A 25,266-nucleotide genomic window follows, 5' to 3' on the forward strand; every position below is an offset into this window, starting at 1 on the left:
GGAGGCTCGATTAGGATGGGCGAGCCAGCCATGGCACGAAGCTTCTCCGCGACCTGTGGGCCGGATGGCCTTCTCCAACACCTGGCGGACCTGCGCAGCGCGGTCCCGTCGCCGTCGGGCGGGGTCGTCTTCGTCTCCGGACAGCTCGCCCAGCGCGCCTCGGGCGTCGCCGAGCTCGTCCGTGGCGCCTGGCGCGGCGTCCCCGCCTGCGTCGTGCCGGCCGCGGGCGTGCTCAGCGAGCGCGGCGAGATCGAGGGGGACACCGGCGCGAGCGGGGTGCTGTGGTCCGGCGGGCAGGTCACCCCCTTCGCGCTGCCCGAGCGCGCCGAGGAGCCGGGCCGCCTGCTGCGCGAGGCGCTCGCCCGCGCCGTCGGCCAGCGCCCCGCGACGGCCATCCTCTTCGCCCGGCCCGGGGCGTTCGCGCCCGAGCGGCTCGAGGCGCTCGCCTTGTCCGCGCCGAACACGTGCCTCTTCGGCGCCGGGACGGCCTCCGGCTCCGCCATCGGCGTGACGTCGCAGGGCGAGCTCATCGAGGGCCCGGCGACGGGCCTCGCCATCACCGGGTTCGCCCCGCCGCTCGTCGACGCCTCGCCCGCCGCCAGGCTGCTCTCCGGCTTCCACCGCATCGACGAGGCGAGCGGCGGCGTCGTGCTCCGCGCCGGCGGGCGTCCGGCGCTCGACCTGCTCTCCGCCGCGACCGCCACGCTCGGCGAGCCGCCCAGCGCGCAGCAGCTCATCCTCGCCGCGCTGGCCGACCCGCCGCTCGATCCGTCGGCCGCGCCGGGCGCCGGCCGCGGCGACGCCGAGGCGGAGGCGCTCGATTCCGTGCGTTACGTGCTGCGGCCGGTCCGCGGCATCGATCCGTCGCGGCGGGGGCTCCTGCTCGGCGACGAAGCGAGGCCCGGCGCGCGCCTCGCCTTCGCGGTGCGCGACGCCGCCATCGGCCGCGCCGGGCTCGAGGGGATCGCCCGGCAGGTGTCCCGGAGCGCGCTCGGGTCGGCCCCCCGCTTCGCGCTCTACCTGACCTGCGCCGGGCGCGGCCAGGGCCTGTACGGGACGCCCGACGTCGAGGCGCGCATCCTGCGCCAGCGCTTCGCCGACCTCCCGATCGCCGGCATGCACTCGAGCTTCGAGATCGCCCCCTGGGCCCGGGGCCAGGCCAGGCTCTCCCTCTACACCGGCGTGCTCGCGCTCTTCCGCGCGCCGAGCTGAGCGCCGCGCCTCAGCGCTCGCGGTAGACCGCGACCACCGCGGAGGCCCGCCGCTGCACCGCCGCGTGGACGGCCGCATACCGCGGCTCGTCGCGCAGGGGCGCGAGGACCGGACAGCGCTCGAGCCAGATCAGGTCGAACAGGCCGTCTTCCAGCGAGAGCTCGAGCGCGGCCAGCGCGAGCTCTCGCTGGCCGAGGAAGGCCGCGAACTCCGCCTGGAGCTGCCGGATGAACGACGTGCGCCGCAGCGCCGTGACGGCCGGGCGCTCCCCCTCGACCTGCACGGGCCGGACGTCCGAGAGCCGCCCCTCGATGAGGTCATCGATCACCTGCGCGAACGGCGTGGGGAGGTCCGGGAAGGCCTCGCTCACGCGCCTCTGAGCGAGCTTCTCGACCACCTCCGGGTCGCGCTGCCAGAGCGCGCGGCGCATCCGCAGGACGGTGTAGCCCGAGCCGCTCCCCACCGTCGGATGCGCCCGGATCACGTCGTCGGCCTCCGACCACCTGTCCAGCAGCGTGTACGCGCGCGCCAGCGCCTGCGCCGCCAGCACCACCTCGGGATCGCGCGCCAGCGCGGACCGGGCGCGCCGCGCGCCCTCCTCGAAGGCGCCGCACTCGAGCAGGATGTGGCCGATGAGGCCCTCCGCCTCGGCGTTGCCCGAGCGGGTCGCGAGCGCCGCCTTGAGCTCCCGCATCGCGCCGACCACGTCGAGGCGCTGGAACCGCACCGACGCCATCGCGAGCCGCGCGTCCGGCAGCCCGGGCGCCGCGGCGGCGGCGCGCGACGCCGCCTCCGTGGCGAGCTCCCCGCCGCGGTCCGTGAAGAACCAGAAGCGGGAGCGCGCGAGCGCGTAGGCTGACAGGATCATCGGATCCTCGGGCGCGCGCGAGAGCGCCTGCTCGAACAGCGCGATCGCCCGCTCCTGGTGCTCCGGCCAGAACCTGCGGTACTCGTGGCGCCCGCGCAGGAACAGGTCGAGCGCGACGGGATCGCTCGGCGCCGTGCGGTTCGGCGCGGCCCCGTCGAGCGTCAGCGCCTCCGCGACCGCCTCGGCCACCTCGTCGTTGATCCGCAGCACCTCCGCCTCGGGGCGATCGAAGCGCTTCGCCCACAGCTGGAACCCGTCGGCGACGCTGATGAGCCGCGCGTTGATCCGCACCGTCCCGTCGCGCCGCCGCACCGAGCCCCCGACGACCACCTGCACCCCGAGCTCGCGCCCGACCTCGCGCGGATCGAGCTCGGAGGACGAGCGCCGCCCGAGCGCCCCGCGCGGCCTCACCCGGAGGCCCGGCGTCATGGAGAGCGTGTCGACGAGATCGTCCGTCAGCTCCTCGGCCAGGTACGCGTCCGACGCAGGTCCCTGGTTCGCGAACGGCAGGACAACGACGCTCTTGCCGCCGTGCTCGGCCACCCCGGAGCTCGCCCCCGGGGTCACCCCGGAGACCGCCGTCCGCCCCTGCGGCGGCGTGAACGCCGGCGGCGTCACCGTGGCCGGGCGGGTGAGCGAGGCGAGGTCGTGCACGACGCTCTCGACGGACGGATACCGGTCGCCGCGCTCGCGCGCCATGCAGCGGAGCATCACGCGCGCGAGCGCGTCGGGCAGGTCGGGGCGCCGGAGCCGCGGATCCGGCGGGTCGGCGAAGAGCCGCGCCGCGGCGACGGCGAGCGGCGCGTCGCCCTGCCACGCGCGCTCGCCCGTGAGCATCTCGAAGAGCATCGCCCCGAGGGCGTAGATGTCGGCGCGCGCGTCGACGTCGTCGGCGCCCTGCACCTGCTCGGGCGCCATGTACGCCGGCGTCCCCATGACCGAGCCCAGCGTCTTGCCCGCCTCGCCGCTCGCGACCGCGCGCGCGATCCCGAAGTCGGTCAGGACGACGCGCCCGTCGCGCCCGAGCAGCACGTTGTCCGGCTTGAGGTCACGGTGGATCACGCCGGCCCGGTGCGCGGCGTGGAGGCCCGCGCAGACGCCCTCCACGACGTCCAGCGCGCGGGTCATGCCGAGCCGCCGCTCGCGCGCGAGCAGCGCGGCGAGCGGCTCGCCGTCGACGAACTCCATCGTCAGGAACCGGTCGCCCTCGTGCTCGCCGATGTCGAAGACCCGCGCCACGTTCGGGTGCGTGACCTTGCGCGAGAGCCGCACCTCGCGCCGGAACCGATCGGTCACCTCCGGCGCGACGCTGAGCTCCCGGCGCAGCACCTTGACCGCGACGAGCTCCTCGAGCTCCAGGTCGCGGGCGCGGTACACGCTGCCCATCCCGCCGATGCCGACAAGCCCGAGGAGCTCGTACCGGCCTGCGAGGACCTGCCGCGGGCCGGTCGCGACGGCGTCCGCGGGGTCGGCCGCTTGCCGCGCGCCGCTCGCCGCGAGCGGAAGGTCGTGGATCGTGTCGTCCTTGAAGCTCTGCGGCATAGGGGAATTCCGGCGGCCGTTGCCCCCCGCGTCACGAGATTAGCCCACGGGATCGGCCGGTCGAGCGCCGACCGTCGCGGGAGCTCCAGCACGGAGGTGCTAGTCTCCGCCGCCCATGGCAGAGGCGTCGAGCTCCATCGTGGTGGAGTCGCTCTCCAAGACGTACCAGGTCCACGAGCGCGCCGCCGGCTTCTCGGCCTCCGTGCGCTCGCTCTTCCGGCGCCGCACCAAGATCGTCCACGCCGTCGAGGACCTCTCGTTCTCGATCGCGCCCGGCGAGCGCGTCGGCTTCCTCGGCCCGAACGGCGCCGGGAAGACGACGACGCTGAAGGTGCTCTCCGGGCTCCTCCACCCGTCGGGCGGCAAGGTCGAGGTCGCCGGGTTCGTCCCGCGGCACCGTGAGCCCGATTTCCTCAAGCGGATCACCCTCGTGATGGGGCAAAAGCAGCAGCTGCTCTGGGACCTCCCGCCCGCCGAGACCTTCGCGGTGAACCGAGCGATCTATGGGATCGGCGACGCGGATTTCAAGGAGACCCTCGGTGAGCTGGAAGACCTCCTCGGCATCGCCGAGATCGCGACGAAGCCGACGAGGCAGCTCTCGCTCGGCGAGCGCATGAAGTGCGAGCTGGCGGCGGCCCTGCTGCACCGGCCGGAGATCCTGTTCCTCGACGAGCCGACGATCGGGCTCGACGTGGCGATGCAGCTCGGCGTCCGCGAGTTCATCCGCCGCTACAACGAGCGGCGGCGGGCGACGATCGTGCTCACGTCCCATTACATGGATGACGTGGCGGCGCTCTGTCCGCGGGTCATCGTCATCGACAAGGGCAGGCTGCGCTACGACGGCGACCTCGCGGCGCTCGTCCGCAGCATGCGGCCCCACAAGCGGATCGCGCTGCACTTCAAGACCCCGGTCGATCAGGCGCTCCTCGAGCGGGTGGGCGCCGTCCTCTCGCTCGATCCTGGCCGCGCGGTGCTGCAGGTGCCGCAGGCGGAGCTGCGCGAGGCGATGTCCTGGCTGCTCGGCCACACCGACATCTCGGATCTCACGGTCGAGGATCCTCCCCTGGAGGAGGTGATGCGCGAGCTCTTTTCGGGCGTGGAGCCCTCGGCGGAGCCGGAGAGCGCGCCGGATGGCGAGGCCGCGGGCTCGACGGGCGGGGCGGCGTCGTGAGCGGGCTCGCTCGGGCCGCCCGGGCGTTCCCGACGCTGCTCCGCGTCGGGGTCGCGGCCGCGCTCGCGTACCGGGCCGAGATGCTGATCTGGATGCTCACGACGACGATGCCGCTCGTGAGCCTCGCGCTCTGGTCGGCGGTCGCCGCGAGCGCGCCGGTCGGCCGCTTCGAGGCGCGCGACTTCTCCGCGTACTTCCTGGCCATCCTCATCGTCCGGCAGCTGACCGGCTCGTGGCTCGTCTGGGAGATGAACATGGACATCAAGAGCGGCGCCCTCTCGCAGCGCCTGCTCCGGCCGATCCACCCGCTCTTCTCGTACGCCGCCGAGAACCTCGCCGCGCTGCCGCTCCGGGCGGCGCTCTGCCTGCCCATCGCGGTCATCGCGCTCGTCGCGACGTCGGGCGAGCGGTTCCAGCCGACGGCGCTCGAGCTCGGGCTCTGGGTCGTCTCCCTCGCCGGCGCCTGGGCGATCAACTTCTTCACCATGGCGCTGATCGGCTCGCTGGCGTTCGTGATCGACAGCTCGACCGCGGTGTTCGACGTCTACCTCGCGGCCTTCATGGTCTTCGCCGGCTACCTCGTCCCGATCGAGCTGTTCCCCTCGTGGCTCGCCGATCTCGCGCGGGTCCTGCCGTTCCGTTACAGCCTCGCGTTCCCTGTCGAGCTCATCACCGGCCTGCTCGACCCGGGCCGCGCGCTCACCGAGCTCGCGGTGCAGTGGGCCTTCGCCGCCGCGTCCGCCGCCGCCGCGCTCGTCGCGTGGCGCGCGGGGATCCGGCGGTTCTCGGCGTTCGGCGGGTGAGCGGCGTGCGTTACCTCCGGCTGCTCGCGACGCAGCTGCGCGTGTCGATCGCGCTCGGGATGCAGTACCGGTGGGATTTCCTGCTCGGCGCGGTGATGACCGTCGTGTGGACGGTGGTCGGGCTGGTCCCGCTCCACATCGCGCTCGCGGCCCGGCCGCCGGTGCAGGGCTGGACGTACGAGCGGGCGCTCGTCGTCGTCGGGTGGTTCACGCTGCTCAAGGGCGTCCTCGAGGGGGCCGTGAACCCGTCGCTCATCAGCGTGGTCGACCAGATCCGGAAGGGCACGCTCGACTTCACGCTGCTCAAGCCGGCCGACGCGCAGTTCCTCGTCTCCACGGCCCGGTTCGAGATCCGCAAGGTCGTGGACGCCGCGGCCGCGGTGGCGATCTTCGTCTACGCGTTCGCCCAGATGGGGCGCGCCCCCGCGCCTGCCCACGTCGCGCTCGCGCTCTGCCTGCTCGTGACGGCGACGCTGGTGCTCTACTCCATGTGCATCCTGGTCATCTCCGCCGCGTTCTGGGTCGTGCGCCTCGACAACCTGGCCTACCTCTTCAACTCCATCTTCGATTTCGCGCGCTGGCCGGTCACGATCTTCAGCGGCTTCTGGCGTATCGTCTTCACCGTGATCGTCCCGCTCGGGCTGATGACCACGTACCCGGCGGAGGCGATGCTCGGCACCATCGCACCGCGCACGGCCGCCGCCGCGGCGCTCGGCGCGCTCACATTCGGCGCCGTCGCGCGCGGCGTGTGGAAGCGGGCGATAGGCCGGTATACATCGGCGTCGAGCTGAGCCTCGCGAGGGCTTCCGGCGAGCGGCGCGGTGCGTTAACGTCACACGATTGCCCTCCGGGCGCGAGGAGGGCTAACGGACACCGGGGGGAGAGCGGGATCGGGAAGGAGACGCGGTGAAGGACGGAGGGCTGACGCTCGAGGAGTTGGGTCGGAGCATCGTCGATCTCGCGATGACCGAGGACGTGATACGCCGCCAGGTGATCGCCCTCCTCCCGGTCGGGCGCCGCGCGGAGCGGGAGCTCGATGTCCTCGGCAGGCCGTCGCGGCTCACGGTGGACTTCGAGGTCGGCGAACCGGCGGCGACGCGGAGCATGAGCGGCGCGTTCGACGTCGCGATCCCGCACGCGGTGACTGTGCGGGTCGACGCGGAGGGAGAGGCGAAGGAGCACCGGCTCGACGCGACCCTCGCGCTGCGCATCACGCCGAGGCCCTGCGCGCCGCTCGGGATCTTCCTGGACGTCGCGGAGCTGCCGGCGGAGTCGGTGAGGTTCGCCGAGTCGCGGGCCTCCGCGAAGGACTACCTGCGCGGCCGGATCGAGGAGGAGGTGCGGAAGGAGCTGCTCCGCCTCGTGCGCGCGCGGGTCGCGGAGAGCCGCGCGGAGCGCACGCTCGACCTGGAAGAGCCGCTCCTCCGCGCGCTCGGGGGCGCCTCCTGGGCGGGGCAGGAGGAGGTGGAGGAGCCGGACGGGCGGGACGCGCCGCCGCCGAGCCGGGTGCGCGGGGCCGGCGGCCCCGCGAGCGGGGCCGGGCTGCTGGACGCGCCGCTCAGCGACCTGGACGCGCAGCTCCGGTTCTTCGGGAACGCCATGCCCCTCCAGGTGTGGACCGCGCGCCCGGACGGCCAGCTGAACTTCGTGAACCGGGCGGTCCTCGACTATTTCGACCGCACGGAGGAGCAGATGATCGGCGAGGGCTGGCTCGCGGTGCTGCACCCGGACGACGTCCCGAAGACGGTGGCGGCGTGGACCCGGAGCCTCACGGCGGGCGAGCCGTACAACACGGAGTTCCGCCTGAAGCGGGCGACCGATCAGACGTACCGGGAGCACGTGGTCAGCGCGCTGCCGCAGCGCGACGCCGCGGGGAACATCTTCCGGTGGATCGGCGGCACCACCGACGTGGCCGAGCTGCGCCGCGCCGAGGCCGCCCTCCGGAGGAGCGAGGCGCGCTACCGGCTCTTCGCGGAGGCGTCGAACGAGGGCGTCTGGTTCTGGAACCTCCGCGAGGACACGGTGGAGTGGAGCGATCGCATGCTCCAGATGATCGGCGTCCGCCGCGAGGCGTGGGGCGGGACGTTCGTGAGCTTCTTCGAGCGCGTGCACCCCGACGACCAGGGGGCGGTGCAGGCCGCGCTGAGGGCTCACCTCGAGGAACGGCGGCCGTTCGAGGTGGAGTACCGGCTGCGGCGCGAGGACGGCGAGTACCGCGACGTGTTCGCCCGCGGCATGGCCGAGTGGGACGACAAGGGCGTGCCGTTCCAGATGGCGGGCGGCGCGACGGACATCACCGAGAAGAAGCGCCAGCAGGCCGTGCTGAACGAGCGGCTCGCGATCATCGAGCAGCAGCAGGAGGCGATCCGGGCGCTGTCGACGCCGATCATCGAGGTCTGGAGGGGGGTGCTGACGATGCCGGTGCTCGGCGTCCTCGACGAGGAGCGCGCCCAGCAGATGATGGAGGTGCTGCTCGAGGCCGTGGCGCGGACCCGCTGCCGCCACGCGATCATCGATCTGACCGGGGTGAGCGCCGTGGACGCGGCCACGGCCGATCACGTGCTGAGGCTCATCGACGCCGTGGCGCTGCTCGGGGCGCAGGGCATCGTCGTCGGCATCCGGCCCGAGGTGGCGCAGACGGTGGTGTCGCTGGGGCTCGATCTGTCGAACATCAAGACGCTCTCGAACCTCCGGGAGGCGCTGCTCTTCGCGATGCAGTCGAGCGGGGTGTCGGTCAAGCGGCGGCGCAAGCGCAGGGCGGGGCGCGAGCGCGCGGACGACGCGGAGGGGACGCGCGCCTCGCGCGACGGGTGAGAGGCGCCGGCGTCGCGAGCGCCCTCGACCTCCTCGTAAGGCGCAGGGGTTGAGGTAGAACCTCGCCCATGGCGAAGATCCCCTCCATCAAGTTCGGCCGCTCGAGCGGCGGCGGCGGCGGCGGCGTCGCCGGCGCGGTCCGCGGCGTCGCGCTCGGCCTCGTGCTCCTCGTGGCGATGCTGTTCGTCGCGTGCACCACGGTGACGCGGATCGACGCCGCGCACGTGGGCATCCGGGTCAAGCTCGCCGGCTCGAACCGCGGCGTGAGCGACATCCCGGTCGTGACCGGCTGGGTGTTCTACAACCCGCTCGCGGAGCAGATCGTGCAGTTTCCGACGAGCGTGCAGAACGTGGTCTGGACGGCGTCGGCGCACGAGGGCCGAATGGTCGATGAGTCGATCACGTTCTCGTCCTCCGAGGGCGTCAACGTCGGCGCGGACATCGGGATGTCGTTCCACATCGAGCCGGACAAGGCGCCCCACCTGTACCTGCGCTTCCGCGAGAACGACCTGATGCGGCTCGCCGACCGCTACGTGCGCAACGCGGTGCGCGAGGCGTTCAACTCGGTCGCGTCGAAGATGCCCGTCCAGGAGATCTACGGGTCGGGCAAGACGAAGCTCATCCACGACGTGACGAAGGAGCTCGAGCAGGTGCTCGAGAAGGACGGCATCCGGATCGATCAGCTCACGATCAACGGCGCGCTGAGGCTTCCCGAGAACGTGGCCGCGGCGATCAACCAGGCGATGGAGGCGACGCAGAAGGCGATCCAGGCCGAGAACCGGGTGCGTCAGGTGAGGGCGGAGGCCGACCAGGCGATCGCGACGGCCCGCGGCGCGGCCGAGTCGGCGCGGGAGCGGGCCCGCGGCGAGGCGGACGCGCTGCTCATCCGCGCGCGCTCCGAGGCCAAGGCGAACACGATCATCCGGCTGTCGACGACGCCGGCGGTGCTGCAATACCGGGCGCTCGAGCGGTGGAACGGGCGCCTGCCGGCGATGAACCAGGGCCCGCTGCCGATGCTGACGTTCGACATGAAGAGCGCGCTCGACAAGGACGCCGAGCAGAAGCTGGCCGAGCTGCTCGAGGAGACGGCGCCAGGGGGTGATGCGGCGCCGGCTGCTGGAGCGCCGGCTGGCGGGGCGGCGACGGGCGGGGCGACACCCGGCGCGGGCGGCGGCGAAGGCGACAAGGGCGCGAAGCCCGCGGGGAAGCCGGAAGGGCAGGCGCCGGCCGGCGCGCCCTAAGCAGCTCCGGGCAACCGGGGCGACGACGCCAGCTCCCGGCTTCTATCGCTCGATCTCAGCGCGGCGCTCGCTTCGTGGCCTCCCACCGCTCCAGCGTGACGACGAGCCGCGCCGCCCCGAGGACGCCGGCCGGGAGCACGATGAGCAGCGCGCAAGGCAAGAACGAGAGCAGCGCGAGGCCAAAGCCGAAGCCCATCACCGCGGCGAGGTTCCGGCGCACGAAATCGATCCGCTCTGCCACGGGGACGCCGCGGATCGACAGCGGGCAGTCGCAGAGGTCCCAGGCCCCCGCGAGCGCCGTCACCGCGAGCTGGAGCGGGACGACGACGACGCTCGCCGGCGCGAAGAGGAGACCCACGACGCCGAGGACGATGAGGATCGGGAGCGTGAAGGCGAGCGCCACGAGCGACGACTGCAGCGCGCGCCACATGTCCGCGAGGAAGCCGACCTCCGGCCACGGGGGCGCCCCGAGATCGACCTCGGCCCTGCGCACCATCCGCTCCAGCGCGGTCCCCGAGAGCGGCTTCGCGAGCCCGAACGAGAGGACGAGGGCGGCCACGAGCACCACCGCGAGCGAGAGGATCTGCAGCACGGCCATGAGCACGGTCCAGGGCCACCCCGTCCCCGGCTCCCTCACGATCAGCTCGACGAGCGAAGGCGCGAGCTTCACGCCGACGATGGAGAGCACGACCATGAGCACCAGCGCGATGCCCGTGGGGACGAGCGCGAGCGGCCAGAGGTCCGGCGTGCGAAAGAGGTAACCGTAGCCGCCCAGCACGGCCTTGAGGCCCGCGCCGAAGCCGGGGCGTTCGAGCGGCACGAGCCCCGCGGTCGGGCGCTGCGCGGCCGCTGTGAGAGAGCCGCGGGGAGCATCGGGGGGGATCATTCAACCACGAACGTCCCAGCGGTCGTGCATCCGGTCAACACCTTCCGCGCGCTGGCATCCGCCTCTGGACGAGCTCCCGCCGGCTTTGCAGGGAACGCGACCCCTTCGATGCGTCGATGACCTCCGAGCCTGCCTCGTCAGCCCTCGGAGGGCAGCGGATCGAGCACGCTCCCGCCCGGGGGCGAGGGCCCGAGCGCGCGGCCGAGGTGCTCGCGGATCGCGGCCGCGAGCGACTCGGTGACGCGCCTGCGCAGCTGAGTCCGCGACGTGACGAGCCCGATCTCCCGGAGCGGGATCGGCCGGGCGAGGGGCCGCACGCGGGCGCGGCGCTTCTCGGCGGGCAGCCCTTGCGCCACCAGCGCGGGTAGCACCGTCGCTCCGAGCCCGGTGTCGACAAGGCCGATCAACGTCTCGAAGCTGCCGCTCTCGAGCTGAACGCCGCGCGGGGGCCTCGCCTGACCGCTCCTGCAATACGAGAGCACCTGGCTCCGGAAGCAGTGCCCCTCCGGGAGCACCCACAGCTCGCGATCGCTGAGGTTCGCCTGCGTGACCGTCTTGCGGTCGAGCAGCGGGTCGCCCTCGGGGAGATAGGCGACCATCGCCTCGTGTCCGAGGGGCGTCTCGCTCAGCCCCGGAGCGTGGAGCGGCGTCGCGGCGAGCCCCGCATCGAGGGTGTCGGCGGCGAGCCGCTCGATGATCTCCTCGGTCTTCAGCTCCTCGATGAACAGCTCGACGCGCGGGTGTGCCTTCACGAAGGGATCGAGGAACAGGGGCAGCACGGTGGGAGCGAGGGTCGGGATGATCCCTAGCCGGTAGCGCCCCGCCGGAGCGTCGTCGCCGGCGACGATCTGACCGAGCCGCTCCGTCTCCCGGAGGATCTCGCGCATCTGAGCGATGGCGCGCGCCCCCTCCTCGGTCACCAGGACGGGCTTCTTGCTGCGGTCGAACAGCACGGTGCCCAGGAGCTCCTCGAGCTTCTGGACCTGCATGCTGAGCCCGGACTGCGAGACGTGGCAGCGCTCGGCCGCGGTGCGGAAGCTGCGGGTCTGCTCCACCGCCACGGCGTAGCGGAGCTGCGTGAGCGTCACCTGCTCGAGGTCCATGGCCGGAGGAGTATCACAAAAAGTGAACGATTCATAAAATCGTTCGATTGGCACCGCGAGCGCAGAACGACCACGTTGCCTCTCGCCGGCGCGGAGGCACGAGACGCCCCCGCCCCGAAATGAGGAAGAGAGAATGTCGCTCATCAACACCCGCATCAAACCGTTCAAGGCCACCGCGTTCCACCAGGGGAAGTTCGTGGACGTCTCGCACGAGTCGGTCCTCGGCAAGTGGTCGCTCTTCGTGTTCTACCCGGCGGACTTCACCTTCGTGTGCCCGACCGAGCTCGAGGACCTCGCGGACCTCCACGGCGAGTTCCAGAAGCTGGGCGTCGAGATCTACGGCGTCTCCACGGACACGCACTTCGCGCACAAGGCGTGGCACGACACGTCCGCGGCGATCAAGAAGGTCAAGTACCCGCTCGTCGGCGATCCGACCGCCACCCTCTCGCGCAACTTCGGCGTGCTCATCGAGGAGGAGGGCCTCGCGCTCCGCGGTTCGTTCCTCGTGAACCCCGACGGCGTCATCAAGGTCTACGAGATCCACGACCTCGGCATCGGCCGCAGCGCGGCGGAGATGCTCCGCAAGGTCAAGGCGGCCCAGTACGTCGCCACGCACCCGGGCGAGGTCTGCCCGGCGAAGTGGGACGAGGGCGCGAAGACCCTCAAGCCGTCGCTCGATCTCGTCGGCAAGATCTGAGGTGCTCGGGCGTCGCCGCGCGTGCCGCGGCGACGCCCGTCAGCGCTCGTGACCCGCTCGTACTCGCCGGAAGGAACGCAGCCATGCTCGAAGACTCCATCAAGACCCAGCTCCGCGACGTCCTCGGACGGCTGACCCGTCCCGTCGCGGTCACCGCCTTCGTCGACGACTCGCAGGGGTCGGAGGAGATGCGCGCGCTCCTGCGCGACGTCGCGAGCGCCTCGTCCCTCATCGAGCTCCACGAGCGGCGCGAGGGCGAAGGGCGCACGCCGTCGTTCGGCATCCACTCCCCCGGCGAGGAGCCGCGCGTGATCTTCGCGGGGCTCCCGCTCGGTCACGAGCTCACCTCGCTGATCCTCGCGCTCCTGCACGTCGGCGGCCATCCGCCGCGGGTGAGCGCCGAGGCGCTCGAGCAGATCGCGCGGATCGACGGCGAGCTCCGGTTCGAGACCTACTTCTCTCAATCGTGCCAGAACTGCCCCGACGTCGTGCAGGCGCTGAACCTGATGGCGGCCAAGAACCCGAGGGTTCGCCACGTCGCCGTCGATGGCGCCCTCTTCCAGGGCGAGGTCGAGCAGCGGAAGATCATGGCCGTGCCGACCGTCTTTCTGAACGGCGAGCCCTTCGGCCAGGGTCGGATGGAGATCGAGCAGATCCTCGCCAAGCTCGACGACGGCTCCGCCGTGAAGAATCGCGCCGAGGCGCTCGACCAGCGCAAGCCGTTCGACATGCTCATCGTCGGCGGCGGGCCCGCTGGCGCTTCGGCGGCCATCTACGCGGCGCGCAAGGGCCTCGACACCGGCATCGTCGCCGAGCGCTTCGGCGGGCAGGTGATGGACACCCTCGCCATCGAGAACCTCATCTCGGTCGTGGAGACCGACGGGCCCAAGCTCGCGGCGGCGCTCGAGCAGCACGTGCGCGCGTACCCCGTGGAGCTCCTCAAGCACGAGCGCGTCACGTCGATCACCCCCGGCTCACCGTTCGAGCTGCGCCTGGCGAGCGGCGCCACGCTCCGCGCGAAGAGCGTCGTCCTGGCGACGGGCGCCCGGTGGCGCGACATGAACGTCCCCGGCGAGGCCGAGTACCGGACCAAGGGCGTGACGTACTGCCCGCACTGCGACGGACCGCTGTTCAAGGGCAAGCGGGTGGCCGTCATCGGCGGCGGCAACTCCGGCGTCGAGGCGGCGATCGATCTCGCGGGCGTGGTCGGCCACGTCACCCTGCTCGAGCTCGCCCCCGCCCTCCGCGCCGACGCGGTCCTCGTCCGCAAGCTCAAGAGCATGCCCAACGTCGAGATCGTCACGCGCGCGCGCACGACCGAGGTGGTGGGCGACGGGCAGAAGGTCGTCGGGCTCCGCTGGGAGCACACAGAGACGAAGGAGCAGCACCAGATCGAGATCGCGGGCGTGTTCGTGCAGATCGGCCTGCTCCCCAACACCGGGTTCATCAAGGGGACGGTGGAGCTCAACGGCGTCGGCGAGGTCGTCGTCAACGACCGCGGGCAGACGTCGGTGCCCGGCCTCTTCGCCGCCGGCGACATGACGACAACGCCGTTCAAGCAGATCGTCGTCGCCCTCGGCGACGGCGCGAAGGCCGCCCTCGGGGCCTTCGAGCACCTCATCCGCGCCACCGCGCCGGCGGACTGAGCGCCCGCCGGCCGAGGTTCGACGCGCGAGCCCGCCTGCGATCACGAGCTCAGCCACGCCTCGGACCGGAGCCGTTCGACAAGGAAATCCACGAACGCGCGCACCCTGACCGCCGCCCGCCGGCCCTCCGGGTGGACGACATGGATGGGGACCGGCGGGGGCTCGTGCGCAGCGAGCACGATCGAGAGGCGCCCGGCGCGCAGCTCCGGGTCGATCTGATACGAGAGCACCCGCGCGAGCCCTCGCCCGGCCACGGCCGCTGCAATGGCGACGTCGGCCGTATTGGCGAGGAGCTGCGATGACGGAAAGGCCCTCTCGACCCGCGAGCCCGACCCGAACGACCATTCCACCGGGGAGCCTGTCGAAGAAAAAGCAATGGTGTCGTGACGCGCCAGATCGGCCGGCGCCTTGGGCTCGCCCCGCGCGGCGAGGTACTCCGCCGAAGCGCAGACCACCCACCGCACCGAGCCGACACGGATCGCGCTGAGCGACGAGTCCGGCAGATGGGCAATCCGGACGGCGACGTCGAGCCCCTCGTCGACCATGTCGACAATGCGGTCGACGAGCAGCGTCCACGCCGACACGCGCGGATGGAGAGCCAGGAAATCGAAGAGGGCGGGCGCGACGAACATGCGCCCGAACAGGACCGGCGCCGTGACGCCGATCTGCCCCCGGAGCGCGGCGTGGGACCCGGCCGCCGACGCCTCGGCCTCCTCGATCTCACCGAGGATCCGCTTGCAGTCCGCGAGGTACCGGGCGCCCGCCTCGGTCAGGCGGACGACGCGCGTGGTGCGGTGCAGGAGCCGCGTGCCGATGCGCTCCTCGAGCGCAGAGATGGCCCGGGTCACCGCCGGCGGCGACATGGACAGCCGCCGCGCGGCCGGCGCGAAGCCCTCCTCCTCGGCGACGGCGACGAACACGCGCATGGAGTCGAGGCGGTCCATCGGATTATTCCAGTTTCCGGAATGGTCCCTTGTCAAGGACGAGCATTACCCTTGGCCACGGGAATGAGCATCCTGGATCGGCGAGCGCGGGAGCCCCACGCGGCTGTGCCGCTCCCCGCTGACATCCACAGCCGAAAGGACACCTCGATGACCCTCCCTGCCAGCCCCATCCGCCTCTACCGCCATCCGCTCTCGGGACACGCGCACCGCGTGGAGCTGTTCCTGTCGCTGCTGAGGCTGCCGTTCGAGAGGATCGACGTCGACCTGAAGGGCGGCGCTCAGAAGACGCCCGAGTTCCTGAGCAAGAACGCGTTCGGTCAGGTGCCCGTGATCGAGGACGGCGACGTGACGCTGGCCGACAGCAACGCGATCCTCGTGTACCTGGCCGCGCGGTACGACCCGTCGGGGCGCTGGCTCCCGCGCGATCCGGTGGCGGCTGCGCACGTGCAGCGGTGGCTCTCCGTGGCCGCCGGGCAGCTCGCGGCGGGGCCCGCGGCGGCGCGCATCGCGAGCGTGTTCGGCCGCAAGCTGGATGTCGAGCAGGCCAGGGGGATCGCCGCCCAGCTCTTCGCGGTGATCGACCAGCACCTCGCGGACCAGCGGTTCCTGGCCGGCGACGAGCCGACCCTCGCGGACGTCGCGATCTACACCTACACGGCGCACGCGCCGGAGGGCGGCGTGTCGCTCGATCCGTATGCGAACCTGCGCGCGTGGCTCGCCCGGGTGGAGGCGCTGCCCGGCTTCGTGCCGATGAAGAAGGCGCTGTCGTGACCTCCCTGCCCGGGTGGACCAGGGAGGGCTCGCCCTATCACCCGGGCGAGATGGCCGTGCAGGCGCGGGCCGGGGCGCGCGAGCGCGCCGAGAAGGCCGGGCGCCGGATCATCCGGGACTTCATGCCCGACCAGCACCGCGAGCTGTTCGCGCGGCTGCCGTTCCTGCTCGTCGGGGCCCTCGACGCAGAGCGCCGGCCGTGGGCCTCGATCGTCGTGGGGCCGCCGGGGTTCATCTCGTCCCCGGATCCGCGGACGCTCGCGGTGAACGCTCGCCCGGGGGCCGGCGACGCGCTCGGCCCGCACCTCGTGGCCGGCGCGCCCGTCGGCCTCCTCGGCATCCAGCTGGAGACCCGCCGCCGAAACCGGATGAACGGGACGATCACGGCGGCGGACGAGCGAGGCTTCGTTGTCGAGGTCGGGCAGAGCTTCGGCAACTGCCCGCAGTACATCCAGGCGCGAGAGCCCGAGTTCGTGAGGGCGCCGGAGGCCGCTGCCGCGCCCCCGGCGCAGGCGGAAGGGCCGGCGCTGTCCGCCGGCGCGGCGGCGCTCATCCGCCGCGCGGACACGTTCTTCATCGCGACCGCGGCGCCGGCCGCGCGGGGAGGCGACGCGATCGAGGGCGCCGACGTGTCCCATCGGGGCGGCAAGCCGGGCTTCGTGCGCGTGACCGAGGAGGACGGCCACACCGTCCTGACCTCGCCGGATTTCACGGGTAATTTCGCGTTCAACACGCTCGGCAACCTGGCGCTCTGGCCGCGCGCCGGGGTGCTCTTCGTCGACTTCGCCTCCGGCGGGGTGCTGTCGCTGACCGGCGAGGCCGAGGTGCTCTGGGACGGGCCGGAGCTCTCGGCCTTCGCCGGCGCCCAGCGGCTCCTGCGGTTCCACGTGGCCGAGGGCGCCTGGCGAGAGGACGCGCTGCCGCTGCGCTGGTCGGCGCCGGTGCCCGCGCCGCAGCTCGCGGCGACCGGCTCGTGGGAGGACGTGGCGCGCAGGTGACGCCGCGGCCCGCGGGGGCCCGTCCAGGGGAGTTTTGCCCCATCGGGGCGATCCGGGGCGGGCCCGGGCGGGTCAACGTGCGGACGGGCACCTTGAGAACGCGTACGCGTCCTGCATCCTACCGGCGACCTCATGCGACTCGCCAGCAAGCTCACCCTCGCCCTCGTCCTCGTCATGTGCGCGGCGCTCAGCCTGTACGGCTACCTCTCCGTCCGGCGCGAGCGGGCGCTCTTCGAGGCGGACATGCGGCGCGACGAGCACCTCATCGGCATCGCGCTCCGCGCGGCGGTGGTCGAGACGTGGCGCCGGGACGGGATGGGGGAGGCGCTCGAGCTGCTCGCCGAGATGAGCGAGCGCGAGGACGGCGTGCGGTTCCGCTGGGTGTGGCTCGACGCGCCGGCCGGGGATCGCTTCGCGCCCGCGCTGCCCGCCGCCGAGATCGAGGAGCTCTCGCGGGGCACCGAGGTGTTCCGGATCGAGCGCAAGGGCGACAGGAGCGGGCGCTTCTACACGTACGCGCCCGTCGGGGTGGAGCCCGAGCGCGTCGGCGCCATCGAGATCTCCGAGTCGCTCGAGGAGGAAGAAGCGTACGTCCAGGCGAGCGTGGTCAACACCGTGGCCACCATCATCACCCTCGCGGCGCTGAGCGGGCTCCTGGCGATGACCTTCGGGCAGGTCCTCGTCGGGCGCCCGACGCGGCGGCTCGTCGACAAGGCGCGGCGGATCGGGGAGGGCGACCTCGGCGGGCCGCTGCTCCTGCCGCAGCGCGACGAGCTCGGGCGGATCGCCCACGAGATCAACGCGATGTGCGAGCACCTGGCCGAGGCGCGCGAGCGCGCGGGCCGCGAGACGACCGCGCGCATCGCGGCGCTGGAGCAGCTCCGGCACGCGGATCGGCTCACCACCGTGGGCAAGCTGGCGTCGGGGCTCGCGCACGAGCTCGGCACGCCGCTCAACGTGGTGGGCGGCCGCGCCAAGATGATCGCGCGCGGCCTGCCGCAGGAGGAGGCGGCGGAGAGCGCGCGCATCATCGCCGAGCAGGCGGACCGGATGACGAAGATCATCCGGCAGCTGCTGGACTTCGCGCGCCGCCGGGTGGCGCAGAAGGCGCCGGCCGATCTCGCGCACATCGCGCGCCAGACGCTGGCGCTGCTGGAGCCCCTCGCCCGGAAGCGCGGCGTGACGCTCCACCTCGACGAGGCGGGCGGCGGGGCGGCGCGCGCCGAGGTGGACTCGGGGCAGATGCAGCAGGTGCTCACGAACCTCATCATGAACGGCATGCAGTCGATGAAGCGAGGCGGCGAGCTCACCGTGCGGGTGGAGCGCGCCCGCGCGCGCCCGCCGGCCGACCACGGCGGCGCCGAGGGCGAGCACGTCGCCGTCCGGGTGACCGACGGCGGGGAGGGGGTCGCGCCCGAGAACATCCTCCGCATCTTCGAGCCGTTCTTCACCACGAAGGACGTCGGCGAGGGCACGGGCCTCGGGCTGAGCGTGTCCTACGGGATCGTGCGCGAGCACGGGGGCTGGATCGACGTGGAGAGCGAGCTCGGCAAGGGCTCGACGTTCACGGTGTACCTCCCCCCGAGCGGCCAGAATGACGCAGGATGACGCGAGCCCGGCGGCCGCGGGCCGAGGGCGAAGGCGCGCTCGGCGAGGCGGCCGCCGCGCCGCGGCTGGCCGCGGGCGGGGCGCTGTACTACGCGAGTTATCGAGGAGAGATGGCGGGCGAGCCATCGAGGTGACGATGGGCAGACGAGCGCTGATCATCGACGACGACGAGGCGATGTGCGCGTGGCTCTCGGCGGACCTGCAGTCGCGCGGCGTCGAGGCGACGACGCGGACCTCACCGGCGGAGGCGCTCGCGCTGCTCGAGGCGGACGAGGGCTTCGACGTCATCCTGACCGATCTGAACATGCGGGGGATGGACGGGATCGCGGTCTGCGGACGGGCTGCCGAGATCCGGCCGGACGTGCCGGTCGTGGTGATCACCGCGTTCGGCAGCATCGAGACCGCGGTGCAGGCGATCCGCGCGGGCGCGTACGACTACGTGACCAAGCCGGTCGACATCGAGGCGCTGGCGCTGGCGCTGGAGCGGGCGATCGCGCACCACGCGCTCAAGGCCGAGGTGCGGCGGCTGCGCCGCGCCGTGGCCGGGCCCGGCGGGTTCCCGGACCTCATCGGCCGGAGCGCGGCGATGCGGGGCGTGCAGGACCTGATCGAGCGCATCGCCGACGCGGACGCGACGGTGCTCATCACCGGCGAGAGCGGGACGGGCAAGGAGGTCGTCGCGAAGGCGATGCACGCGCGGAGCCGCCGCAAGGAGGGGCCGTTCGTGGCGATCAACTGCGCGGCGGTGCCGGAGTCGCTGATCGAGAGCGAGCTGTTCGGGCACGTGAAGGGGGCGTTCACCGACGCGCGCGCGGCGCGCTCCGGGCTGTTCGTCGAGGCGAACGGCGGGACGCTGCTGCTCGACGAGATCGGGGAGCTGCCGCTCGCGGTGCAGCCGAAGCTGCTCCGCGCCCTCCAGGAGCGCCGGGTGCGCCCGGTGGGCGGGAACGCGGAGGTGCCGTTCGACGCGCGCATCGTGGCCGCGACGAACCGCGACCTGGACGAGGCCGTCGAGGCGCGCCGCTTCCGGGAGGACCTGTACTACCGGATCAACGTGCTCCACGTGGAGCTGCCGCCCGTGCGGGCGCGGGGCAGCGACGTGCTGCTGCTCGCGCAGCGCTTCATCGAGGACTTCGCGACGCGCTGGGGCAAGGAGGTGATCGGCCTGTCACCGGCGGCCGCCGAGCGGCTTCTCGCGTACACGTGGCCGGGCAACGTGCGGGAGATCCAGAACTGCATGGAGCGGGCGGTGGCGCTCACGGGGTACCCGGAGATCACGGTGGAGGACCTGCCGGCGAAGATCCGGGAGCACCGGCCGTCGCACGTGCTCGTGGCGGGGGACGACCCGTCCGAGCTGGTGCCGCTCGAGGAGGTGGAGCGGCGGTACATCCTGCGGGTGCTCGAGGCGGCGGGCGGGAACAAGACGCTGGCGGCGAGGATCCTGGGGCTGGACCGGAAGACGCTGCACCGGAAGCTGGAGCGGTGGGAGCCGGGCGCCGGAGGGGCGAAGGGGAGCTGAGAGGGTGGGCGGGGTGTGGGGTCGGGCGACCTGGAGCTCGAAGCCCACGCCGAGGCGCGGAGGAATACCCCGGGCGGGGAACGACGCCCCACCCCGGATGGCCACGGGGGGTCGCCGCCAATCCCGCTGCAACCGGCCCGTCCGCCGCAACCTGGGTCGGCGCCTGCGGCCTCAACCTCGGTCGGTTCCGGCCAGCCACCCCAACCCCGGTCGGTTCCGGCCACCCCAACCCCGGTCGGTTCCAGCCACCCCAACCCCGGTCGGTTCCAGCCACCCCAACCCCGGTCGGTTCGGGGCGGCCGCCGGTGGGCGGCACGCGGCCTGCAATACAGGCCTCTCACCAAGGAGAGAGCCCGATGCCCCCCGACTCGATGCGCGGTCTTGCCTCGATCCTGAATACGCCCCCTGAGCCGGTGCCGCGCGTCCACCACGGCCCGATCCCCATCCGCGTGCTGCTCGCCGAAGACGACAGGGAGTTGCGGCTGCTCCTCGCCACCGCCCTCCGCCGCGACGGCTACGAGGTCCTGGAGGCGCATGACGCCAAGCACCTCCTCGAGCTGATGGGCGAAGCGCTCGTCTCCGGGAACGGCGCCCCGATCGATGTCGTGGTGAGCGACATCCGGATGCCAGGCGCGAGCGGGCTCGATCTGCTGGCCGGGCTGCGCCGCGACGACTGGACGACGCCGGTGGTCCTCATCACCGCGTTCGGCGACCCGGAGACGCACGCGGAGGCCTACCGCCTGGGCGCCGACGCGGTGCTCGACAAGCCGCTCGACGTGGACGATCTGCGGCTCGTGGTCCAGACCCTCGTCTCGATGCGCGGCTGACGCACCACGCCGCTGGGGAGCATCTCGCGATCACGGACATCACGAGATGGCGCGTAGGTGGGCCCTTATCGACGAGCAGCTGAGCTACACACGACCCTTGTCGGGAGCGCGCCAGTTGACCGCTGGATAGGCTTTCAACCTCGTCGTGGAGCAGATCCGTGCGATCGTGAGTCGCCCGGCGCCGCCTCACCCCGCCTCGACCGGCAGCCGGCGCGGCTCCCCCGCGCGCTGCGCCTTCAGCCGCGCCCGCCGCATCTTGTGCCACGCGAGGATCCCCGCGTCCGCGCGCACGAAGCGGCACGCGTCGAGATCCGCGTCGCGCGGCTCCGAGGACGCGAGCATCCGCTCGTCGCCCGGCTGGATCAGCCAGAACTCCGCCCGCAACCCGAGCCACGCGAGCAGCCGCCCGATCACCGGGATCGGCATGTAGTACCGCCCCACGATCGCCGTCCGCTCCGCGTCGATCGGCGCGCACCCCGCCACGCCCACCACGCGCTTCCCGAACGAGAGGCGCAGCACGCCCGGGAAGCGCACCTCCATCTCGAACCTCCACCCCCGACGGCCGTCCCAGGGCTCCCCGTCGTCGTGGCGCAGCACCGCCTCGGCGTGGATGACGTCGCCCTCCACGCGGACCTCGCAAGGGTCGAGCATCGCGCCCACGCCGGGGAACCAGGGGCGGTGCGCGAACGGCAGGTGGTGGAAGTCGAGCATGCCCTCCATCGCGCGCGCGAAGGGAACGTCCCAGTCCATCGACGCCGTGTGGGCGTGCCGCTCGTCCGGCGGCAGGCCATCGAACCAGGGCACCGGCGGCAGCTCGGCCGGCCGCTCGCCCCAGAAGAGCCACACGAAGCCCCGGTGCTCCCGCGCCTCGTACCGCGTCAGCGCGAGCGCATCCCCCGCGCCGCGCGCGCTCGCGCCGCGCCCCTCGCACGGGATCGCGATGCAGCGCCCGTCCGAAGCGAACCGGAAGCCGTGGTACGGGCACTCGATCGCCCCGTCCACGACCCGCCCCAGGCCGAGGTCCGCGCCGCGGTGCGGGCAGCGCGCCCGCGCCGCGACCAGGGCGCCGCGCTCGTCCCTGAACAGCACGAGCCGCGTCCCGAAGCGCTCGACGGCGACCGGCCGCTTGCCCACGCAGGCCGCGTCCGCGATGATGTACCAGGCGCCCTCGACGAACGCGCCGCGCCCTTCCTCGATGCCGTGCTTTCGCATGATGCTCCTCCGATCGCCCGGAAGCCTGGGGCCGGACCGGCCGGGGAGCAGTGACAGCGCGCGCCACAAGGGCTGACATGCGGCGCCAGGCCCCGCGGGCGCCCGCCCCGACGATCTGGGCCCGCACCGCCGCGCAGCTCGCGGACCACGCCGCGGAGCGCGGGGCGGATCGGCGGGCGCTGCTCGAGGCCGCGGGGCTCGCCGGCGCGGGGCTCGCCGATCCGGACGCCCGCGTGCCGCTCGCGGCGTTCTATGCGCTCATCGAGGCGGCCGTGGCGGCGACCGCCGATCCGCACCTCGGCCTCGACTTCGCGGCGCGCTTCGAGCCGGAGCACTTCGATGCGCTCGGCTTCCTGGCCATGAGCAGCCCGACGCTCGGCGAGTCGTTCCGCCGGATGCTCCGCTACCAGCAGATCTGGAACGAGGGCGAGCGCTACACGCTGGAGATCCGCGGGCGCCGCGCGCACCTCGGGTTCGTGCCCTTCGGGCCCGACCGGCCGGCCCACGGCCAGCTCGCGGAGATGTTCGCGTTCGACGCGCTCGTGAACGCCGGGCGCATGTGCGGCGCGCCGATCCAGGCGCTCGCGGTGCGATTTCGCCACGCGCCGGAGGGTGATCCGGAGCAGAAGGCGCGGCGGCTCGGCTCGCCGGTGCTGTTCGGGGCGCCGGCGACCGAGCTGGTACTGCCGGTGGAAGAGCTCGCTCGGCCGCTACCGCACGCGAACGAGGCGCTCGCCGCGTTCCTCGATCGCCACATGAGCGCCGCCGCGGCGCGCCTGCCGGGCGCGGCGCCGCCCGCGCTGTCCGACCGCGTGCGTGCGCTCCTCGACGAGCGGCTACGCGAGGGGGCCGACCTGGGCGCGCTCGCGGCGCGCCTGCGGATGAGCCCGCGCACGCTCCAGCGCCGCCTCGGCGACGAGGGGACGTCGGTCCACGCCCTGCTCGACGAGGTCCGGCGCGGCCGCGCTGCGGCGCTCCTGGACGCGGACATGGCGATCGGGGAGGTGGCGTATCTGCTCGGCTATTCCGAGCCGAGCGCGTTCCACCGGGCGTTCCGGCGCTGGACCGGCGTGACGCCGGAGGCGTTCCGCGCCCGGACCAGGGGCGCAGCGCCGCAGTGAGCGGCCTGCGCCACCGGCTGGCCTGACGGGTTCCTTCACGCGCGCCCGGCCGCGGCCTGCGCCGCTGCCGGGCCTGCGCTCACGGGCCCTGCGCTCACGGGCCGGGGGGGGCGATCTCCAGCTTCGCCATCACGCCGGCGCTGCCCGTGAGGCTCGCCTGGATGTTCTCGACCGCCTGCGTGATCGCGTTGGTGGCCGGGATGAGGCACGCCCCCGCCTTCACGCTGCCGGTGGCCGCGCCCTCGAGGTTGCCGCCCGCCTGGACCACCGCCTCGGCGCTGGCGAGGAGCAGCTCGCCGCGCGCGTGCGCGACGACGAGGAGCCTCGGCAGGTTCGCCTTGAGCGTCGCGATCGCCGCCTCGACGTCGGCCCCCCCCTCGATGTTGACCGCGGGCTCCTTGCAGCTGGCCTTCGCGCTCGCGCTCGCCTCGCAGGAGCCGCTGCACTCCGCGGACCCCCGGCACTCGGCGCTCGGCGGCTTGAGCTCGGCCCTGCACTTCGGCGCCTTGAACTGGACGTCGCACGAGCCCGAGCAATCGGCGTTGCACTGCACCTCTGCCTCGGCCGCGAACGAGCACGAGCCACGGCACTCGCCCGTGCAGGTGCCCTGGCACTCGCCGCGGCAGTCGCCGCCGGCGGTCGTCGCGGAGCAATCGCCGTCGCACGTGCCCTCGCACGTCCCCTGGCACGTCCCCTCGCAGTGGACCGCCAGGTTGGCCGAGCCCTCGCACGAGCCTGTGCACTTCCCCTCGCACCGCCCCGAGAGCTGACCGGGATCGCAGCGCGCGACGATCTCCGCCGGGGTCAGCTGGCACTCGACGTTGGCGCTGCACCTCGCCTCGCAGTTCGCCTGTACGCTCGCGTCGACCGTGCAGCTCGGCGGCTGGAAGGTGATCGACAGGTCGGCCGTCGCGTCCCCGAGCGCGTCGACGGCGAGCTCACACCATTGCTCCGCTCGTTCGTTCGGCTTCGTCGCCGTGATCGTCGCCACGTCCGCGCCGAGGTCCAGCGCGATCGCCTGACAGGCGCTCGTCACGTCCGCCACGATGGCGCCCGCGGCGCCCGTGAAGTCCGACACGGACTGCATGAAGGCACCATAATCGAGCTCTGTTTCGCCCTCGAGACCCCATTTCACCGTGGCGAGATCGGCGCCCGGCGTGAAGTCGCGACAGCAGACGTCATTCTGCAGCTCCGAGACCTTGTCACACCCCATCGCCGGGATGACGGAGAGCCCCGCCAGCGCCAGCGGGAATGCCGCGATTCGCCACGTCACACGAATATTCATCAGGAAACTCCTTCGTTCTTTGTCGGGCGTGCCGCTGGTGCGGGACTGCCACGGAGAGCGGTGAAACCCCATGAGGGAGCACGCTCGCCTCCGAGCTCGGCCTGCAGCCGCCTCCGAAGCAGGGCGACAATAGCTCATAGATCGACCCACATGACAAGGCCCATGAGGCGGAATTGTTGCTCGTCTCGACGTCACCCTAGGGCGAAGCCCGTCAGCACGGGAGCCATCCACGACGAGATCTGTTGATGTTCATGTCGACGGCAGACGTTGGAAGAACGCCCGGTCGCGGCCGTCCAGGGAGGGCTGAGGGAAAGGCTGAGGGAAGAGCTGAGGGGACGGCTGAGGGCGCGCCATGACACGGCACGTCGTGGGTTCAACCAGCCTTCATCGAATCGCCGTTGCAGAGCTCGGCCGAGCCGTAGGACAATGGCCCCGTGATGACGCTCGGCCCACGGCTCCCCCGGTTCGTGCAGCTCTCTCTCCTTCTCGCCCTGACGGCCGGTTGCGGCGCCTCGTCCGACGACGAGGGCCCGACGAGCGGCCAGGCCGCCGGCGAGCCGCCCAGGATGACCGGGATGACGGCGGCCCACAATGCCGCGCGCGCGGCCGTCGAGCCGCCCGCCGATCAGCCGGTGCCCCCTCTCGTGTGGTCGCCCGAGATCGCCGCGGTGGCTCAGGCCTATGCCGCCAAGTGCATGTTCGGCCATAGCGCGAGCGATTATGGTGAAAACATCTTCGCATCGACCGGCTCGTCACCCACACCGGAGGATGTTGTCGCCTCGTGGGTCGACGAGGCGGCCAACTACGACCTTGCGAGCAATGCCTGCAGCTCCACCTGCGGCCATTACACTCAGGTGGTATGGGCCGACTCCCTGCGGCTTGGCTGCGGGGTCGCCGATTGCACGACCGGATCGCCGTTCGGCGGTGGCACCTGGCAGATCTGGGTGTGCAACTACGATCCTCCCGGCAATTTCGCCGGAGAGCGCCCCTACTGAGCG

General features: G+C 72.7%; 22 protein-coding genes. 16 read left to right on the forward strand and 6 right to left on the reverse strand.

Annotated elements, in window-relative coordinates; all coding sequences use genetic code 11:
- The first annotated feature begins 30 nt into the window (after nt 1-30).
- Complete coding sequence (locus WMF46_RS36895) at nt 31-1,212, forward strand: FIST signal transduction protein (RefSeq protein WP_437981501.1); 1,182 nt, start codon at nt 31-33, stop codon at nt 1,210-1,212.
- 10 nt (nt 1,213-1,222) lie between these two features.
- On the opposite strand, the gene WMF46_RS36900 is transcribed toward WMF46_RS36895, so the two are convergent.
- On the reverse strand, nt 1,223-3,622 hold the full coding sequence (locus tag WMF46_RS36900) for a protein kinase domain-containing protein (RefSeq protein ID WP_437981502.1): 2,400 nt from the start codon (nt 3,620-3,622) through the stop codon (nt 1,223-1,225).
- 115 nt (nt 3,623-3,737) lie between these two features.
- On the opposite strand from WMF46_RS36900, the gene WMF46_RS36905 reads away from it, so the two are divergent.
- The 5 genes from WMF46_RS36905 to WMF46_RS36925 all read left to right on the forward strand — a co-directional run bounded on the left by WMF46_RS36905 (nt 3,738) and on the right by WMF46_RS36925 (nt 9,651).
- Nucleotides 3,738-4,793 (forward strand): ABC transporter ATP-binding protein, encoded by a 1,056-nt coding sequence (locus tag WMF46_RS36905; RefSeq protein ID WP_437981503.1) that lies wholly within the window; start codon nt 3,738-3,740, stop codon nt 4,791-4,793.
- Nucleotides 4,790-5,596, forward strand: coding sequence for an ABC transporter permease (locus WMF46_RS36910; RefSeq protein ID WP_437981504.1), 807 nt, complete (start codon nt 4,790-4,792; stop codon nt 5,594-5,596). Before WMF46_RS36905 ends, WMF46_RS36910 begins: the two co-directional genes overlap by 4 nt.
- Before the next feature lie 5 nt (nt 5,597-5,601).
- Nucleotides 5,602-6,387 (forward strand): ABC transporter permease, encoded by a 786-nt coding sequence (locus WMF46_RS36915; RefSeq protein WP_437987979.1) that lies wholly within the window; start codon nt 5,602-5,604, stop codon nt 6,385-6,387.
- Nucleotides 6,388-6,502: 115 nt separating this feature from the next.
- Nucleotides 6,503-8,410 carry a PAS domain-containing protein gene (locus tag WMF46_RS36920; protein ID WP_437981505.1) on the forward strand — a complete coding sequence of 636 codons (1,908 nt, stop codon included), beginning with the start codon at nt 6,503-6,505 and terminating at the stop codon, nt 8,408-8,410.
- Nucleotides 8,411-8,478: 68 nt separating this feature from the next.
- Nucleotides 8,479-9,651, forward strand: a complete 1,173-nt coding sequence (locus WMF46_RS36925) for a prohibitin family protein (RefSeq protein WP_437981506.1) — start codon at nt 8,479-8,481, stop codon at nt 9,649-9,651.
- A 55-nt stretch (nt 9,652-9,706) separates the two neighbouring features.
- Here the strand turns inward: WMF46_RS36925 and WMF46_RS36930 are convergent, their stop codons facing one another.
- Together WMF46_RS36930 and WMF46_RS36935 are read right to left on the reverse strand one after the other, a co-directional pair.
- A complete protein-coding gene (locus WMF46_RS36930; RefSeq protein WP_437981507.1) occupies nt 9,707-10,537 on the reverse strand; it encodes an EI24 domain-containing protein in 831 nt (276 codons plus the stop codon).
- A gap of 137 nt (nt 10,538-10,674) precedes the next feature.
- Nucleotides 10,675-11,640, reverse strand: a complete 966-nt coding sequence (locus WMF46_RS36935; RefSeq protein WP_437981508.1) for a hydrogen peroxide-inducible genes activator — start codon at nt 11,638-11,640, stop codon at nt 10,675-10,677.
- 133 nt (nt 11,641-11,773) lie between these two features.
- On the opposite strand from WMF46_RS36935, the gene ahpC reads away from it, so the two are divergent.
- Both ahpC and ahpF read left to right on the forward strand, forming a co-directional pair.
- Entirely contained in the window at nt 11,774-12,337 is a 564-nt protein-coding gene (ahpC, locus tag WMF46_RS36940; RefSeq protein ID WP_012239567.1) for an alkyl hydroperoxide reductase subunit C, read from the forward strand.
- Between the two features lie 83 nt (nt 12,338-12,420).
- Nucleotides 12,421-13,983 (forward strand): alkyl hydroperoxide reductase subunit F, encoded by a 1,563-nt coding sequence (gene ahpF, locus WMF46_RS36945; RefSeq protein ID WP_437981509.1) that lies wholly within the window; start codon nt 12,421-12,423, stop codon nt 13,981-13,983.
- Between the two features lie 41 nt (nt 13,984-14,024).
- Here the strand turns inward: ahpF and WMF46_RS36950 are convergent, their stop codons facing one another.
- Nucleotides 14,025-14,927, reverse strand: coding sequence for a LysR family transcriptional regulator (locus WMF46_RS36950; protein ID WP_437981510.1), 903 nt, complete (start codon nt 14,925-14,927; stop codon nt 14,025-14,027).
- A gap of 147 nt (nt 14,928-15,074) precedes the next feature.
- Here WMF46_RS36950 and WMF46_RS36955 point away from each other — a divergent pair, with 147 nt between their 5' ends.
- The 6 genes from WMF46_RS36955 to WMF46_RS36980 all read left to right on the forward strand — a co-directional run bounded on the left by WMF46_RS36955 (nt 15,075) and on the right by WMF46_RS36980 (nt 20,650).
- Nucleotides 15,075-15,698 (forward strand): glutathione S-transferase family protein, encoded by a 624-nt coding sequence (locus WMF46_RS36955; RefSeq protein WP_437974377.1) that lies wholly within the window; start codon nt 15,075-15,077, stop codon nt 15,696-15,698.
- Entirely contained in the window at nt 15,695-16,696 is a 1,002-nt protein-coding gene (locus WMF46_RS36960; protein WP_437981511.1) for a flavin-nucleotide-binding protein, read from the forward strand. Before WMF46_RS36955 ends, WMF46_RS36960 begins: the two co-directional genes overlap by 4 nt.
- A 132-nt stretch (nt 16,697-16,828) precedes the next feature.
- The gene (locus WMF46_RS36965) at nt 16,829-18,304 is read left to right on the forward strand and encodes an ATP-binding protein (RefSeq protein WP_437981512.1); all 1,476 of its coding nucleotides are present in this window, start codon (nt 16,829-16,831) and stop codon (nt 18,302-18,304) included.
- Nucleotides 18,301-18,438, forward strand: coding sequence for a hypothetical protein (locus WMF46_RS36970; protein WP_437981513.1), 138 nt, complete (start codon nt 18,301-18,303; stop codon nt 18,436-18,438). The genes WMF46_RS36965 and WMF46_RS36970 overlap by 4 nt, the downstream gene beginning before the upstream one ends.
- A gap of 2 nt (nt 18,439-18,440) precedes the next feature.
- Nucleotides 18,441-19,823, forward strand: a complete 1,383-nt coding sequence (locus tag WMF46_RS36975) for a sigma-54-dependent transcriptional regulator (protein ID WP_437981514.1) — start codon at nt 18,441-18,443, stop codon at nt 19,821-19,823.
- 356 nt (nt 19,824-20,179) lie between these two features.
- Entirely contained in the window at nt 20,180-20,650 is a 471-nt protein-coding gene (locus WMF46_RS36980; protein ID WP_437981515.1) for a response regulator, read from the forward strand.
- 186 nt (nt 20,651-20,836) lie between these two features.
- Here the strand turns inward: WMF46_RS36980 and WMF46_RS36985 are convergent, their stop codons facing one another.
- Entirely contained in the window at nt 20,837-21,862 is a 1,026-nt protein-coding gene (locus tag WMF46_RS36985) for a Rieske 2Fe-2S domain-containing protein (RefSeq protein WP_437981516.1), read from the reverse strand.
- Nucleotides 21,863-21,939: 77 nt separating this feature from the next.
- Here WMF46_RS36985 and WMF46_RS36990 point away from each other — a divergent pair, with 77 nt between their 5' ends.
- Nucleotides 21,940-22,983, forward strand: a complete 1,044-nt coding sequence (locus WMF46_RS36990) for an AraC family transcriptional regulator (protein WP_437981517.1) — start codon at nt 21,940-21,942, stop codon at nt 22,981-22,983.
- 94 nt (nt 22,984-23,077) lie between these two features.
- On the opposite strand, the gene WMF46_RS36995 is transcribed toward WMF46_RS36990, so the two are convergent.
- Nucleotides 23,078-24,268: a hypothetical protein gene (locus WMF46_RS36995; RefSeq protein WP_437981518.1), complete on the reverse strand. Its 1,191-nt coding sequence runs from the start codon at nt 24,266-24,268 to the stop codon at nt 23,078-23,080.
- A gap of 437 nt (nt 24,269-24,705) precedes the next feature.
- Between WMF46_RS36995 and WMF46_RS37000 the strand changes: the two genes are divergently transcribed.
- Nucleotides 24,706-25,263, forward strand: a complete 558-nt coding sequence (locus WMF46_RS37000; protein ID WP_437981519.1) for a CAP domain-containing protein — start codon at nt 24,706-24,708, stop codon at nt 25,261-25,263.
- Nucleotides 25,264-25,266 lie beyond the last annotated feature (3 nt).

The sequence above is a fragment of the Sorangium sp. So ce117 genome (genome assembly GCF_051524395.1).
In the GTDB taxonomy this organism is placed as follows: domain Bacteria; phylum Myxococcota_A; class Polyangia; order Polyangiales; family Polyangiaceae; genus Sorangium; species Sorangium cellulosum_B.

Excerpts from the sequence above, each read along its gene's own strand:
- WMF46_RS36895 (WP_437981501.1), top strand. The coding sequence starts at position 31 with ATGGCACGAAGCTTCTCCGCGACCTGTGGGCCGGATGGCCTTCTCCAA.
- WMF46_RS36900 (WP_437981502.1), bottom strand. The coding sequence starts at position 3,622 with ATGCCGCAGAGCTTCAAGGACGACACGATCCACGACCTTCCGCTCGCG.
- WMF46_RS36905 (WP_437981503.1), top strand. The coding sequence starts at position 3,738 with ATGGCAGAGGCGTCGAGCTCCATCGTGGTGGAGTCGCTCTCCAAGACG.
- WMF46_RS36925 (WP_437981506.1), top strand. The coding sequence starts at position 8,479 with ATGGCGAAGATCCCCTCCATCAAGTTCGGCCGCTCGAGCGGCGGCGGC.
- WMF46_RS36930 (WP_437981507.1), bottom strand. The coding sequence starts at position 10,537 with ATGATCCCCCCCGATGCTCCCCGCGGCTCTCTCACAGCGGCCGCGCAG.
- WMF46_RS36935 (WP_437981508.1), bottom strand. The coding sequence starts at position 11,640 with ATGGACCTCGAGCAGGTGACGCTCACGCAGCTCCGCTACGCCGTGGCG.
- ahpC (WP_012239567.1), top strand. The coding sequence starts at position 11,774 with ATGTCGCTCATCAACACCCGCATCAAACCGTTCAAGGCCACCGCGTTC.
- ahpF (WP_437981509.1), top strand. The coding sequence starts at position 12,421 with ATGCTCGAAGACTCCATCAAGACCCAGCTCCGCGACGTCCTCGGACGG.
- WMF46_RS36950 (WP_437981510.1), bottom strand. The coding sequence starts at position 14,927 with ATGGACCGCCTCGACTCCATGCGCGTGTTCGTCGCCGTCGCCGAGGAG.
- WMF46_RS36955 (WP_437974377.1), top strand. The coding sequence starts at position 15,075 with ATGACCCTCCCTGCCAGCCCCATCCGCCTCTACCGCCATCCGCTCTCG.
- WMF46_RS36965 (WP_437981512.1), top strand. The coding sequence starts at position 16,829 with ATGCGACTCGCCAGCAAGCTCACCCTCGCCCTCGTCCTCGTCATGTGC.
- WMF46_RS36970 (WP_437981513.1), top strand. The coding sequence starts at position 18,301 with ATGACGCGAGCCCGGCGGCCGCGGGCCGAGGGCGAAGGCGCGCTCGGC.
- WMF46_RS36975 (WP_437981514.1), top strand. The coding sequence starts at position 18,441 with ATGGGCAGACGAGCGCTGATCATCGACGACGACGAGGCGATGTGCGCG.
- WMF46_RS36980 (WP_437981515.1), top strand. The coding sequence starts at position 20,180 with ATGCCCCCCGACTCGATGCGCGGTCTTGCCTCGATCCTGAATACGCCC.
- WMF46_RS36985 (WP_437981516.1), bottom strand. The coding sequence starts at position 21,862 with ATGCGAAAGCACGGCATCGAGGAAGGGCGCGGCGCGTTCGTCGAGGGC.
- WMF46_RS36990 (WP_437981517.1), top strand. The coding sequence starts at position 21,940 with ATGCGGCGCCAGGCCCCGCGGGCGCCCGCCCCGACGATCTGGGCCCGC.
- WMF46_RS36995 (WP_437981518.1), bottom strand. The coding sequence starts at position 24,268 with ATGAATATTCGTGTGACGTGGCGAATCGCGGCATTCCCGCTGGCGCTG.
- WMF46_RS37000 (WP_437981519.1), top strand. The coding sequence starts at position 24,706 with ATGACGCTCGGCCCACGGCTCCCCCGGTTCGTGCAGCTCTCTCTCCTT.